Annotated in this window: 9 protein-coding genes; 8 read left to right on the forward strand and 1 reads right to left on the reverse strand. The window is 68.8% G+C overall.

Annotated elements, in window-relative coordinates; all coding sequences use genetic code 11:
* Positions 1 to 2: 2 nt before the first annotated feature.
* Positions 3 to 458: a MarR family winged helix-turn-helix transcriptional regulator gene (locus HLH21_RS13090; protein WP_182944200.1), complete on the reverse strand. Its 456-nt coding sequence runs from the start codon at positions 456 to 458 to the stop codon at positions 3 to 5.
* A 235-nt stretch (positions 459 to 693) separates the two neighbouring features.
* Here HLH21_RS13090 and HLH21_RS13095 point away from each other — a divergent pair, with 235 nt between their 5' ends.
* From HLH21_RS13095 to HLH21_RS13130, 8 genes are all read left to right on the forward strand, one after another.
* The gene (locus HLH21_RS13095; RefSeq protein WP_182944201.1) at positions 694 to 900 is read left to right on the forward strand and encodes a cold-shock protein; all 207 of its coding nucleotides are present in this window, start codon (positions 694 to 696) and stop codon (positions 898 to 900) included.
* A gap of 265 nt (positions 901 to 1,165) precedes the next feature.
* Positions 1,166 to 2,239, forward strand: a complete 1,074-nt coding sequence (locus HLH21_RS13100) for a glycosyl hydrolase family 8 (RefSeq protein WP_182944202.1) — start codon at positions 1,166 to 1,168, stop codon at positions 2,237 to 2,239.
* A gap of 273 nt (positions 2,240 to 2,512) precedes the next feature.
* Positions 2,513 to 3,148 (forward strand): hypothetical protein, encoded by a 636-nt coding sequence (locus HLH21_RS13105; RefSeq protein WP_182944203.1) that lies wholly within the window; start codon positions 2,513 to 2,515, stop codon positions 3,146 to 3,148.
* Between the two features lie 70 nt (positions 3,149 to 3,218).
* Positions 3,219 to 3,974, forward strand: a complete 756-nt coding sequence (gene bcsQ / locus HLH21_RS13110; protein ID WP_182944204.1) for a cellulose biosynthesis protein BcsQ — start codon at positions 3,219 to 3,221, stop codon at positions 3,972 to 3,974.
* Between the two features lie 11 nt (positions 3,975 to 3,985).
* Complete coding sequence (gene bcsA, locus HLH21_RS13115; protein WP_182944205.1) at positions 3,986 to 8,734, forward strand: UDP-forming cellulose synthase catalytic subunit; 4,749 nt, start codon at positions 3,986 to 3,988, stop codon at positions 8,732 to 8,734.
* The gene (locus HLH21_RS13120) at positions 8,731 to 12,345 is read left to right on the forward strand and encodes a cellulose synthase subunit BcsC-related outer membrane protein (RefSeq protein WP_182944206.1); all 3,615 of its coding nucleotides are present in this window, start codon (positions 8,731 to 8,733) and stop codon (positions 12,343 to 12,345) included. The genes bcsA and HLH21_RS13120 overlap by 4 nt, the downstream gene beginning before the upstream one ends.
* 1 nt (position 12,346) lies before the next feature.
* A complete protein-coding gene (gene bcsD, locus HLH21_RS13125; protein ID WP_182944207.1) occupies positions 12,347 to 12,778 on the forward strand; it encodes a cellulose biosynthesis protein BcsD in 432 nt (143 codons plus the stop codon).
* Positions 12,779 to 12,811: 33 nt separating this feature from the next.
* On the forward strand, positions 12,812 to 13,459 hold the full coding sequence (locus tag HLH21_RS13130) for an SGNH/GDSL hydrolase family protein (RefSeq protein WP_182944208.1): 648 nt from the start codon (positions 12,812 to 12,814) through the stop codon (positions 13,457 to 13,459).
* Positions 13,460 to 13,677: the final 218 nt, after the last annotated feature.

The following is a 13,677-nucleotide window of genomic DNA, read 5'->3' on the forward strand; positions in this document are numbered from 1 at the left end:
CGTCATTGTCCGATCTCGGCCAGCGGTTCGATGGCCGCGCGGATCGCCTGTCGGGCGTCCGGCGACAGGCGGGCCAATGCGCCGGCCAGCCAGTCGGTGCGGCGCCGGCGCAGGGCGGCGATGGTCGCCTGCCCTTGCGAAGTGACGGCAAGGCCGGTCCGTCGCCGGTCGTGGGGCGAGGACGCGCGGTCCAGCAATCCGGCGGCGACCAGGGATTTGACATGGGCGCTGATCGTCGGGCCCCGCACATTCTCGCGGCGCGCCAGTTCGGCGACACCGATGCCCGGATGGTCCATGACGACGGTCAGCAGAAGGGTCTGCAAGGGGGAAAGGCCGGCTTCGCCGTCCTCGCGCCGCAGCCGGCGATAGAGGCGGTGCAGCGTCGGGCGCAGGGTTTCGGCCAGGTCGGCGGCGTCGTCCAGGGGGCCGGTGTCGGCGGGTAAGGTTGGGGACGGCATGGTCGAAGGACCCGTTGCTGCTTAGGTAGAAAACCTATCTATATGCATTGTTGGCGGCTGTGCAATATTGATGCGTGCAATTCCCCGCGCGACTCTATAGCATAGCGCGCGGCTGGACTTTTTGGCCTCGGCAGGATCGCACAAGAGCCGCTCGGCGAAGTTCTGGTCTCTCCATTTTAAAAAGTCTCGATGCCACGCATGTTCGCGTGGAAGCCCGAATATCAGGAGACCTGCAATGGCGACAGGTACCGTAAAGTGGTTCAACTCGGAGAAGGGTTACGGCTTTATCCAGCCGACCGACGGCTCCAGCGATGTGTTCGTGCATATCAGCGCGGTCGAGCAGGCCGGGCTGCGTAGCCTGAACGAGGGACAGAGCGTCAGCTACGAGCTGGAGAAGGGCCGTAACGGCAAGACCTCCGCCGTGGGTCTGAAGGCGGAGTAAGTCCCAGGCCCGGTCGGACGGGGTGACCGGTCCGGCCGGGCCAGGCGATCGTCCCGGTGACGGTGACGTATCCGGAAATGGCGGCGTTCCCTTTTTGGGGGCGCCGCCATTTCTGCTTTCGGGGCGTCGTGCGGCGGCGGATTTTGGTGGGGACGCCGATTGAGGTAATGCTGATGGCCCAACCGTGTCACGGGGCGGCGCGCGACGGCGCCCGGCGGGTTTTTCGGGGCCTCGGCCCCCGGTCGTGAGGGGTAGCAGAGGTCCGATGACAGCGTTTCTTGCTCGGCGTCATGTTCTGGCAGGGGTGGCCGGGGGGGCGATGGCGACCTTGCAGCCCGGGGGCCGCGCCGCGCGGGCCGCCGGCATGGATGACTGGACGTTCTATCGGCGGCATTTCGTTTCGCCCGACGGGCGTGTGATCGACAATGGCAACGGCAATGTCTCCCATACCGAGGGGCAGGGGTATGGCATGCTGTTCGCGCAGGCGTTCGACGACCGTGAAACGTTCGACAGCCTGTTTCGCTGGACGGAAAGGACGTTGCGTCACCAGGGCGATGCGCTGCACGCCTGGCATTACCTGCCCGATGCGCCGAACCACGTGCCGGAAAGCGAGAACGCGACGGACGGCGACCTGCTGATCGCGCTGGCGCTGACCCTGGCGGGCGACCGCTGGGGGCGGCAGGACCTGACCGCTGCCGCCTGCGCGATCTATGCCGCGCTGCGCGAAAAAATCGTGGTCCAGGCGGGGGCGTACACCGTGCTGCTGCCGGGCCTGTACGGGTTTGCCTTCCCGGACCGCGTGGTGCTGAACCCGTCCTATTACATCATGCCGTCCTTGCTGGCGGGGGCGCTGCTGGACGACGCCGGCCTGTGGATGCGGGTGGTGCGCGACGGGCGGCGCCTGTTGCATCAGGGGCGCTTCGGGCGGTGGAACCTGCCGCCGGACTGGCTGTCGCTGCCCAGGGTCGGCGGCGTGCCGGGAATCGCCCAGCCCTGGCCGCCCCGCTTTTCCTACGATGCCATCCGCGTGCCGCTGTACCTGCAATGGGCGGGGATGCTGGATGCGCCGATGCGGACGTCGCTGCGGCGATATTGGGGGGCATGGGGTGCGGACGGCCTGCCGGCCTGGGTGGATCTGAAGACCGGCGAACGTGCGCCCTATGGCGCCCCGCCCGGCTTCCACGCGCTGGGCGTCGCCTGCGGCCTGGCGGACCCGTCGGATTTTCCCGCGATGGAGGCCAACACCAATTATTATTCCGCGTCGCTGACGCTGCTGTCGCGGCTGGTGCAGGAGGGGATGGCCGCCGGCATCATGCGCCAGGCGGCCTCGGGGGGGTGATGTTGCGGGCCGGAAAGCGTGCCGATCTGCCGTTCTTGCAGTGGATTGGTTCTATGTTATAAAAATTTCCCAATCATTTTACTCTGCCTCCGGACCGTCGTGGAAGCGGTGTTCGGGTTTCATGCGGCGAGGGTAAGGATATTTGGGATGATATCGGGACCGGTGGTGCCGGCCGGGCCGTGAAGAAGGGCTGGCATCCGCCCTGATGCGGCTAAGGCGGGGGCCGGGCCGCGATGCCTATTTCCCGATGGATGGTGTTTCAGGGGTGCCTTGATGGCAAACGATACCGACGCCGATTTCCCGTTGTTGAACGCCGCATTGCCGTCGGCGGGTCCGGCCGGCGTGAATGATGCCGGCGCCACCGATGTCTCGGGCCTGCGGGTCGCGGTGGGCGAGCCGTCGTTTCCCTATCGCGCCTTCGACAATCTCGACCGGATTCACCCCGGTTCCGTCGCATCGCGGGCCGCGCCCGCCGACCCTTCGCCCCTCCCGGCGGCGGTGGCGGCCCCGGCCACGCCGCTGTCGGGCCTGGCGGGGTTGGGCGGCATCGAACCGCCCGCCCCGTGCGATGGCGGCGTCTTGTCCGGCCTGGCCGCCGTGCCGGCTGCAGCGGCCCCGGCGTCTTCCTTCCCCGCGTCGGCGCGGCCGCCTTCGGCCCCTTCCGATGCGCCGCACGGCCTTGCGGGGCTGGCCGGCCTGGGTGGTCTTGGCGGCGTGCCGGCCGGCGGGATGTTCTCCGCTCCGGCGGCCCAATCCCCGGCGGCCCAGTCCCCGGCAGTGGAACGCGCGCCCGTGCGTTCGCCCGAGCCCGCGCGCGGCATCAGCCTGAGGGAGATGTTCTCGGTCCTGCGCCGGGCGGCCCCGCCTGCCGGGCCGTCGGACACCAGCCTTCGGGATATTTTCCGCTGACCGCGCGGATGTCCTGCCATCGCGGCATGGGGCCTGGGACGATGACGGATGCGGCGGCGAAGGGTTTTCGATGCCGTTGATCTGTTGTGTTTCTCCCAAAGGCGGTGTGGGCAAGAGCACGATGGCGGCGAACCTGGCGAGCGCGCTGGCATCGGACGCGACGCTGCGTGTCGTCGCCGTCGATCTGGACCCCCAGAACATGCTGCGCCTGCATCTCGGCGTGCCGCTGCATCAGGTGCGGGGCTTCGCCCAGATGCTGGATCAGCCCCATCTTTGGCACCAGGTGGGGCAGCGCACGGTCGATGGGGTGACGGTTCTGCCGTACGGCGCGATGGACATGGGGGCGTCGGTGAACATATCGGCCCGGCTGGAACAGGCCCCCGCCCTGCTGGCCGAGCCGCTGCGGATTCTGGCCGCCGACCCCGCGACGATGGTGATCGTCGATACCGAACCCGGCCCGTCGGCCGCGTTGCGGGCGATCCTGCCGCATGCGGATGTGCTGCTGACGGTGCTGGCGGCCGATGCGGCCTCGGCCGCCCTGTTTGCGGACATCGAGTCCGGGCGGGCGTACGGCCATGGGCTGCCGGCGGCGCAGTATTTCATCATCAACCAGTTCGATCCGATGACGCGCCTGGGGCCGCGCATCGCCCGCAGCCTGGCCGCCCAGATGGGGCCGCGCCTGCTGGGGATGGTGCATCGCGACGAATACGTGCCCGAGGCGCTGGCGGCGCAGCAGAGCGTCGCCGCCTATGCCCCGCGCGCGCAGGCCAGCCACGACATCGCCGGCATCTGCCGGAAATTGCTGATGGCGCTGGGGCGGCGATGAAGGCGAAGACGATGGCCCGCCGCTCCTCCGGCCTGCTCGGCAATCGCCTGGTGAGGTGGCTGAGCTACCGTTGCGCCCGCCTGGCCGAGGGGCGGCACGGGTCGAAATTCCTGGCGGCGTGCGGGCTGGCGGGTTCGGCGACGGCGCTGATGGCGACGCTGGCGCTGCTGTCCGACGACCAGCAACTGGTGGTGGCGGCGGCGGGCATCGTGCTGTTCTTCGTCGTCGACCGCCGGGAGGGTGGCGAGGCGACCCTGTTCCTCAAGATCCTGTCGCTGGTCGTGTCGTTCCGCTATGTCGCCTGGCGCCTGACCGAGACGGTGGAATGGCGATCCTGGCCGCAGGCGTTTCTGAGCACCGGCCTGCTGCTGGCCGAGGGCTACGCCCTGATGATGCTGGTGCTGAGTTATTTCCAGACGCTGCATCCGCTGGAGCGCAAGCCGGTGCCCCTGCCCGACGACGTGTCGGCCTGGCCCAGCGTGGATGTCTATGTCCCGACCTATAACGAGGACCTGGCTATCGTGCGCGGAACGGTGCTGGCGTGCATGAGCATGGACTGGCCCGCCGACCGGCTGAACGTCTATATCCTCGACGACGGCCATCGCGAGGAATTCCTGGAGTTCGCGCAGGCGTGCGGCGCGGGCTATATTTCGCGCCCGAACAATGCCCATGCCAAGGCGGGCAACCTGAACCACGCGATGTCGGTCACCCGGGGCGAGTACATCGCGATCTTCGATTGCGATCATGTGCCGACCCGCGCCTTCCTGCAGACCACCATGGGCTGGTTCCTGGTCGATCCGGGCGTGGGGCTGGTGCAGACGCCGCATCATTTCTATTCTGCCGATCCGTTCCAGCGAAACCTGTCGGAAGGGCGCAATGTGCCGCCCGAAAGCAACGTATTCTATGGCCTGGTCCAGGACGGCAGCGATTTCTGGAACGCGTCCTTCTTTTGCGGTTCGTGCGCGGTGCTGCGGCGCCGGGCGCTGGACCAGGTGGGCGGGATCGCCACCGAGACCGTGACCGAGGACAGCCACACCGCCCTGAAGATGCAGCGCCTGGGGTGGTCCACCGCCTATCTTCGCATGCCGCTGGCGGCCGGGCTGGCGACCGAGCGGCTGATCCTGCATATCGGCCAGCGCATCCGCTGGGCGCGCGGCATGATCCAGATCCTGCGCCTGGACAACCCGCTGCTGGGGCGTGGCCTGACATTGCCGCAGCGGCTGTGCTACTTCTCGGCCATGGCGGGGTTCCTGTTCGCCATCCCGCGTCTGGTGTTCCTGAGCGCGCCGCTGTCGTACCTGCTGTTCAACCAGACCCTGATCGCGGCCTCGCCCGTCGCGCTGCTGGCCTATGCCGCGCCCCATTTCTTTCACTGCATCGCCACCTCGTCGCGCGTGCAGAAGAACTGGCGCTATTCGTTCTGGAGCGAGATCTACGAAACCGTGCTGGCGCTGTTCCTGGTGCGGATCACGATCGTTACCCTGCTAATGCCCCGGCTGGGGAAATTCAACGTGACGGACAAGGGCGGCATCCTCGATCGTTCCTATACCGACTGGCGGGCCATCTATCCCAACCTCGTTTTTCTGAGCGTGCTGGCCTGCGGGGCCGGCTGGGGGGTGTGGCGGCTGCTGGCGGTCCACAACGACCGGCTGACTATCGATGCATTGTGGACGAACCTGGCCTGGATCGGCGTCAGCATGCTGATCGTGCTGGTGGCCATCACCGTGGGGCACGAGACGCGGCAGGTGCGGCGCGACGCGCGGATTGCCGCCACGCTGCCGGTGACCCTGCGTACCGCTGACGGCCGCCTGTGCCGGGGCACGACCATCGACGTGTCGCGCGGCGGCTGCCGCGTGCAACTGGACCTGGCGGCGGGCGAGACGTTCGTTTCCGGCGCCTCGGTGCATATGTTGCTGGAGCCGCACGATCCGCCGGTCAGCGCCCGTGCGCTGGCCCTGCGGGACGGCGTGGTGAACCTGCAATGGACCCCGGCCACCCTGCAGGATGAGGCGCGCTTGATCCGTTTCGTGTTCGGCCGTGCCGATGCATGGGTTTCGTGGGCGGACTACCCGCCCGATCGTCCGCTGCGTAGCCTGTGGATGATCGTCTCCAGCCTGCGTAGCCTGGCGACGCGCGGCGACCGTCCGGCCAGCGCCAGCCGCGATGCCCACGCGGCCAAGGCCGCGCGGCGCGCGCGGCAAAGCGTCAGCGTCAATCGCCGCCGCTCGGTCACGGTGGAACCCCGCAAGACCGGCGCCCCCCTGATGCTGGCGGGAATGCTGGCGCTGTCGTCGGCGCTGCTGTTCCCGGGCGTGGTGCGGGCGGAGACAAGCCCGGCTGGCCCGATTCCGCCGCCGGTGGATCCGGCCGCGCTGACGCCCGCATCGGTTGACCCGGCCGCGCCGATTCCGTCCGGGCCGCCCCCCTCCACCAGTGCGCCGTCCGGAGGCGATGACGCCGTTCTGCTGCCCGAGCATGCCGGCGCGTCGCAGGGTGGCGATGCCGTGCCGGCCGCGCCGCCGGCTGCCCAGCCCGCCCAGCCCGCCGACGCCCCGGCCGGCGATTTGCCGGGCACCTCCACCCGGACGCGCACGCTGCGTCAGTTCGGCGCGCCGCAATCCCTGCGGATGACGCCCTTCGGGGCGATCCAGGGGCTGAATTTCGGCATTCCCGGCAGCCAGGTCGTCACCGCCGCGCACCTGACCCTGAGCGGGGCGATATCGCCGGCCCTGCTGCCGTCGGCCAGCAGCGTGACCGTCCGGCTGAACGACCAGTATATCGGCACCATTCCCGCCGATCGCGACCATCCGACTTTCGGGCCGGTGACGTTCCAGATCAACCCGGTGTTCTTCCTGGGGCAAAACACGATCAATTTCACCTTCGCCGGGCAGGAGGACGCGGTCGGAACGGGGGGGCAGGGGTGCAGCAATCCGTACAGCGGCATGTTGTGGGCCGAGGTGTCGGGCCAGTCGACGCTGGCGCTGACCACCGCCCCGCTGCCGCCCCGGCGGATCCTGTCGCACCTGCCGGCCCCGTTCCTCGACCCCACGGTCGCCGAACCCGCGGTGGTGCCGTTCGTGCTGCCCGCGGGGGCGGAGGCCGCGACGCTGAAGCCGGCGGCGGTCGTCGCGTCGTGGTTCGGCCGGCTGGCGGACTTCCACAGGGTCGGCTTCCCGGTGTCCGAGACCGCGCCGGCGTCGGGCAATGCGGTGGCCGTGGGCGTGCTGTCGCGCCTGCCGCCCGCCATCACGAAGGGGGTCGCGGTCGGTGGGCCGACACTGGCGGAAATCGCCAATCCGAACGATCCATTCGGCACCATCCTGCTGGTGACCGGCCGCACCGAGGACGAGGTGGCCGCCGCCGCCCGCACCCTGGTGTTCATGCCCGAATCCCTGGCCAGCGCGCCCAGCCAGACGGTCGTGCCCGTCAGCGTGCCGGCGCGCCGGCCTTATGACGCCCCGGCCTTTATCCCGACCGACCGGGTGGTCCGCTTCGGGGAGCTGGTCAGCGTCGGCGCGCTTCAGGGTTATGGCTATGTGCCCGGCACGCTGGCGGTGCCGTTCCGCATTTCGCCGGACCTGTACACCTGGCGCGACCGGCCCTTCATTGCCGATTTCCGCATCCATACCCCGTTGGCCAGCAATTTCGACCTGCAGCAGACGCGGGTGGATGTCAGCCTGAACGGGCTGTACCTGCACAGCTATGCCTGGCGTCCGCCACGGAAACTGCCGGGCTGGATCGCGCAATATCTGCCGCTCGATTCGGCGCTGGAGGCGGACCGGCTGGCGCTGCCGCCATGGGGCGTCTACGGCCAGAACGAATTGCAGTTCTATTTCGACGGCCGCCCGATGGCCCGGCGGGATTGCAGCGTGGTGGCGCAGGACATGGCCGTCAGCGTCGATCCGGATTCGACCCTCGATTTCCGTCGCGCGCATCATTTCACCACCCTGCCCAACCTCGCCTATTTCGCGAACAGCGGCTTTCCGTTCACGCGGATGGCGGATCTGTCGGACACGGTCGTGGTCCTGCCGGACCAGCCCGGACCGGCGGTGGCGACGGCGTTCCTGGATTTGATGGGGGTGCTGGGCTCCTATACCTGGTTTCCGGCGGAACGGGTGACGATCGTGGGCGCCGGCGGCATCGGCGCCGTCGCTGACCGCGACCTGCTGGTCATGGGCATGGTGCAGAACAGCGGCCCGATCGCCACGTTGCTTGGCCAGACCCCGTACCGGATCGAAAACGGACGCCTGCGCGTGGCCGAGCGCAGCATCCTGAACGGCATCCGCTATGCCTTTGCCGACGCGGCGCCGGACGCATTGCGGACGGTGACGGTGAACGGCTCTCTGGGGCTGGAATCCGGCGGGGCGCTGATCGGCGCGCGCTCGCCGTTCGCGGCGCACCGTTCGATGGTGATGATGCTGGCGGGCACGCCGCAGGGGCTGGACGAACTGGTCCATGCCCTGCAGGTTCCCACGCGGCAGCGCGGCATTCAGGGTGACCTGACGGTCATCAACGGCGACAAGATCGTGGCGTCGCGCAACGGGCCGACCTACACGGTGGGAACCCTGCCCTGGTGGCTGTGGTTCGACTGGTTCCTGCGCGGCCATCCGGTCCGCGTGACGCTGTTCGCCGCACTCGGCGCATTGGTCGCCGGCCTGGCGCTGCACAAGGAGATGTCGCGGCGGGCGGCGCGGCGCAAGGCCTATCTCGACCCGCGTGACGCGCCTGGCCCCGGCAACGGGGATGGGCGGGCGCAGTGACGAGGGCGCTGGCGGGAACCGGTATCGGATTGCTGCTGCTGGGGGCGTCACCGCTGGGGCTGTCGACAATCGCGCGCGCCCAGGTCGCGGCCCCGGCCGCGGACCAGAATGCGGGGCTGGTCGCGATCCTGCTGGAGCGGGCGCGATATTGGTACGATCACGGCCAGATGGACCACGCACAGCAGGCCCTGGCGCAGGCGCGGCAGATTGCGCCGGGCGATACGCGGGTCATGGCGCTGTCGGGCGAATGGGCGTTGCATTCCGGTGACCTGGAGGGCGCGCGCAAGGTGGCGCAGTCCCTGACCGCCATCGCGCCGACGGCGCCGGAGACCCTGAGGCTGAACCAGGTGCTCCAGGCGCAGGCCGTGCCCGACTCCAGCATCGCGCAGGTTCGCCAACTGGCGCGGGAGGGCCACACGGGCGCCGCCGCCGCCGGATATCGCCGGTTGTTTCCCAACGGGCCGCCGCCGCAATACGCGGTGGAATATTACGAGACCCTGGCCGGTGCGATAGGCTATCGCGAGGAGGGACGCGAGGGGCTGAAGAAACTGGTCCAGGCCGATCGCAACAACATGGCCGCGCAGATCGCCTATGCCCAGGTGCTGACCTGGCGCGTGCAGACCCGGACGGACGGGCTTGCACGCCTGCAGCAGATGGCGGGGCTGCCGAACCTGCAGCCCCAGGACCGTGACGCGATCCGCCAGGCGTGGCGCGCGGCGCTGAACTGGCTGCAGGAAGCACCGGAGAGCGTGCCGTACTTCGACGCCTGGCTGGCGATCAACCCGGGCGATGCGGATGTCCAGGCCCTGCGGTCCAAGGCTCAGGCGGGGGTGTCCGAGCAGGCGGTGCTGGAGCGCACGCAGGGCTTTCAGGCGTTGGGCAGCAACGATATCGAAGGGGCCGGGACGCATTTCGCCGCCGCGCTGGCGCGTGCGCCCAATGACGGTGCGACGTTGGGCGGCCTGGGGTTGGTCCGCGCGCGGCAGGGCCGGCCGCAGGAGGCGCGCGACCTGCTGGAAAAGGCCATGCAGGCCGACCCCGAGAACGCGGCGCAATGGCGCGACGCCCTGAACGGGCTGAAGGTTTCGCAGGCCTATTCCCAGGTGCGGGCCTTGCTGGAGCAGGGACATCTCGACGAGGCGCGGCGGCTGGCGGATGACATGCTGGCGCTGGACCCGTCACAGACCGGGTTGCTGGCGCTGAAGGCGGATATCGAACACCGGCAGGGTCATCAGGCCAGCGCCGAGGATTTGTACCGGCAGGTCCTCCGCAAGGAGCCGAACAACCAGACCGCGTTGCAGGGGCTGTATCACCTGCTGGCAGGCTCGGGGCGCGCGCAGGAGGCGGCGGCGCTGATGGATCGCCTGCGCCGGCTCTCGCCGGCGTTCGAGCGGCAGGTCCAGGCGAGTGACCTGGTGGCGCGGGCCGAACGCACGACGAACCTGGATGAAAAGATCTCGTTGCTGCGGCAGGGGCTGGATACGCAGGGCGGCGATCCGTGGGTTCGGCTGCATCTGGCGCAGGCGCTGGTGCAGGCCGGCAACCGCGATGAGGCCCGAGAGGTGATGGCCCCGCTGCTGGCGGACGATCGGCACCCCAGTGTTGCGGCATTGCAAGCCAGTATCTATTTCGCCAACCAGAACAACGATATGCGGACCGTGCGCCTGCTGCTGGCGCGCCTGCCGCGTGCCGGCATGACCGCCGATATCCGCCGCATCGCCGATCGGGCGCAGGACCAGGAACTGGTCGAGAACGCGCCCGTCGATCTGTCGGAGGCCCGGCTGTATTTCCTGCAGATTGCCCGCAAGGGGCATGACCCGGACGGCGCGCGGGGGCGGTTGATCGCCAATGCGATGATCGACCGGCACGATCCGGCCGGCGCGGCGCGGGTGTTGCAGGCGTTTCTCGACGCCACGCCGTCGCCGCCGGTGGCGCAGCGCCTGGCCTATGCCGGGACGTTCCTGCGGATGCAGCAAGCGCAGAAAGTCCGCGACATGCTGGAGCACGTCGATGACGCCAGCCTGGACGACCAGCAGCAACAGGTCCGTCGCGACCTGCAGACCGGCCTGGCCGTCATGACGTCGGACCGCCTGAACGCGCAGGGCCGGCAGGCCGACGCCTTCGACGTGTTGCAGCCCGCGCTGTCCGGCAGCCAGCCCAGTCCGGCGGCCCGCCTGGCGCTGGCGCGGCTGTACCAGTCCAGTTCCCGGCCCGCGATGGCATTGTCGATCAGCAAGGCGGTGGTGGCGCACGACCCGACCGACCTGGACGCCCGCCTGTCGGTCGTGCGGCTGGCGCTTCAGACCGACGATCCGGACGAGGCCGACAACCAGCTGCGCGAGATGACCGAGCAGGCGCCGGCCGACCCGCGCACCTGGCTGGCCTCGGCCGCCATCCACAGGGCCGGCGGCAACTGGGTCGCCAGTCTGGACGACCTGTCGCGCGCCCGCGCGCTGCGCCGCCAGCAGATCGGCGCCGACCGGGCCGGGGAGGGTGTCGACGGCCCGGCCGAAAACCCGTTCCGCGCCTTGGCCGCGGACGCGCATGCCGCACAGCCGGGCGAGCAGGACCCGATCCTGGCCCTTATCGACAACGACGTGACCAGCACGGCGCGGGAATTCGCCCCGTTCGTGGAGATCAACCCGGTGTTCAGGGGGCGCTCGGGCATCGGGTCGAGCAAGCTGACCGAGGGCGACCTGGCGATGACGGGTTCGCTCGCCGTCGGGCCGGGCCGGGTGTCGCTGGGCCTCACGCCGACGGTGCTTGCGTCTGGCGCCGACGACATGATGGAGGCCACCGAGGGCAGTGCGGTCGGCGTTGCGACGGACGCCGCCTATACGTGGAAGTGGCTGAAGGCCGATGTCGGGTCGTCCCCTCTGGGCTTCCGCATCATGAATGTGCTGGGCGGTGTGGAACTGAGCCCGCAGGTGGCGAACCGCCTGCGCCTGCGGGTCACGGCCGAACGCCGCGCGGTGACGGACAGCCTCCTGGCCTATGGCGGGTGGCGCGATGCGTCTGGCGTGAACTGGGGCGGGGTCGTGCGCGATCGTGCCCACGGGCAGCTTGAATATGGCGACGAGATGATGTCGTTCTATGCCGGGGGTGGATTTTCCTACCTTCAGGGCAAGCGCACCCAGGACAACGAGGAATACGAGGCCGGGGCCGGCGGCAGCGTCTCGGTCTTTCATGACGCGGTGCATGACGTGCGGCTGGGCATTGACATGAACTGGTTCAAATACAACAACAACCAGTACCTGTTTACCTTGGGGCATGGCGGATATTTCTCGCCGCAATCCTATTTCGCGCTTCTGGTGCCGGTACGGTACGCGGGTCATCAGGGCAACTGGACCTGGCAGATCGGCGGATCGGCGGGCTATCAGTCCTATTCCCAGCGGGATGCCGAGCGCGATCTTACGGCAGAACAGGACCCGAATTACCTGGCGCGCGCGCGGTCGGCTTCGGGCCTGGTGGGCGGTGCGGACGCGCTGCTGTCCTATCAGGTCACGCCGACGCTGCGCGTGGGCGGCAATTTCATCTATCAGAAGGCCGGGCCGTGGAGCGAGACGACGGCCGGCCTGTCCGTCCATTACGATTTCATGGGTATGCCCTGACATGTCTGCTGACCTGACGCTTTTCCTGCGCGAATTCGCCCGCGCGTTCGACGAACAGGCGGGCGCGCCGGCGCGGGATCGCTTCCTGCGCGGGGTCGGCGCACGCATGGCCGAGCGGCTGGTGCTGCCGCCCTGTGCGACGATCGAGGCGATGGAGCACGAGATGAACGCCCTGCTGGCGCTGGTCGGCTGGGGGCGGGTCGGCCTGTCGCTGGATCGGGGGCGGCAGGTCCTGCAGATCCGCCATGCCGGGCTGCCTACGCTGGGCGGTATGGGCGTGCCTTCGGGATACTGGCTGGCCGCGTGCCTCGCGGGGGTATACGAAACATGGATCGGCCGGCAGCCGGATGCGGTGGGCGGCTGCGCGATCACCTGGCGGCCGGATCAGCCGCGCGAGGGTGACGCGTTCGTCATGGAATATGGAAGCGTCTGACGCTTTTGGTCTGGAAAAAGGAATGAGGGCGGAATGCACCCGTTACTGGTCGGTCTGACCGTGCTGTTGATTGGCGATAGTCACATCACTTTCAAGAACTCGCTGCTGGCGACGCTGCCCGACGAACTGGCGCGGCAGGGGGCGAAAGTCGTCACCTATGGCCTGTGTTCGTCGAAACCCGAGGATTGGGTGGATGAAAAGCCCGCGAACGCGTGCGGCTATACGATGCGCGTGGGGGTCGAGCCGATCAAGCTGTTCATGGGCAAGGACCAGGCCCCGCCGAACATGACGGCGCTGGTGGCCCAGTGGCATCCCAACGCGGTGATTACGGTGTTCGGCGACGCGATGGCCGGATATGGGCAGAAGACGCTGCCCCGCGACTGGATCGACGAGCAGGTGCACGCCCTGGTGGGGCAGATCGGGTCCGCGACCTGCATCTGGGTCGGGCCGACCTGGGGGCAGTACAACCCCCGCTACGGCAAGACCGACCAGCGTGTGACGGAACTGGCGGCCCTGCTGAAGCAGGACGTGGCGCCCTGCCATTACATTGATTCGACCACCCTGTTCCAGCCGGGCAAGGTCGAGACCGAGGACGGCGTCCACCTGACCGCCCCGTTTTACCAGAGCTGGGGCAACGACCTGGCGAAGGCGATCATTCCCCTGCTGGCGCAGAAGCAATAGCGGCGTGGGCGGACTGGGGGTCGGGCGCCCCAAGCCCGCCCCTGCTGCGCGCCGTTCGTCAGCAGCCGTTCGGGGGCGGCGTCCATCCCCAGGCCGGACAGCCAGCGCGCCATCATCCTTGGATATGTAACAAGTGTCACGTCGCCTATCCTGCCGCGATACGGATGACATCCGGGCCGATGACGGCAATGACACAGGCGGGACAGGTCGGGCGTTGC

Source organism: Gluconacetobacter johannae (assembly GCF_014174305.1).
GTDB lineage: Bacteria > Pseudomonadota > Alphaproteobacteria > Acetobacterales > Acetobacteraceae > Gluconacetobacter > Gluconacetobacter johannae.

Bases quoted from the DNA above. Each gene is read 5' to 3' on its own strand.
- HLH21_RS13090 (WP_182944200.1), bottom strand. From the start codon at position 458: ATGCCGTCCCCAACCTTACCCGCCGACACCGGCCCCCTGGACGACGCC.
- HLH21_RS13095 (WP_182944201.1), top strand. From the start codon at position 694: ATGGCGACAGGTACCGTAAAGTGGTTCAACTCGGAGAAGGGTTACGGC.
- HLH21_RS13100 (WP_182944202.1), top strand. From the start codon at position 1,166: ATGACAGCGTTTCTTGCTCGGCGTCATGTTCTGGCAGGGGTGGCCGGG.
- HLH21_RS13105 (WP_182944203.1), top strand. From the start codon at position 2,513: ATGGCAAACGATACCGACGCCGATTTCCCGTTGTTGAACGCCGCATTG.
- bcsQ (WP_182944204.1), top strand. From the start codon at position 3,219: ATGCCGTTGATCTGTTGTGTTTCTCCCAAAGGCGGTGTGGGCAAGAGC.
- bcsA (WP_182944205.1), top strand. From the start codon at position 3,986: ATGGCCCGCCGCTCCTCCGGCCTGCTCGGCAATCGCCTGGTGAGGTGG.
- bcsD (WP_182944207.1), top strand. From the start codon at position 12,347: ATGTCTGCTGACCTGACGCTTTTCCTGCGCGAATTCGCCCGCGCGTTC.
- HLH21_RS13130 (WP_182944208.1), top strand. From the start codon at position 12,812: ATGCACCCGTTACTGGTCGGTCTGACCGTGCTGTTGATTGGCGATAGT.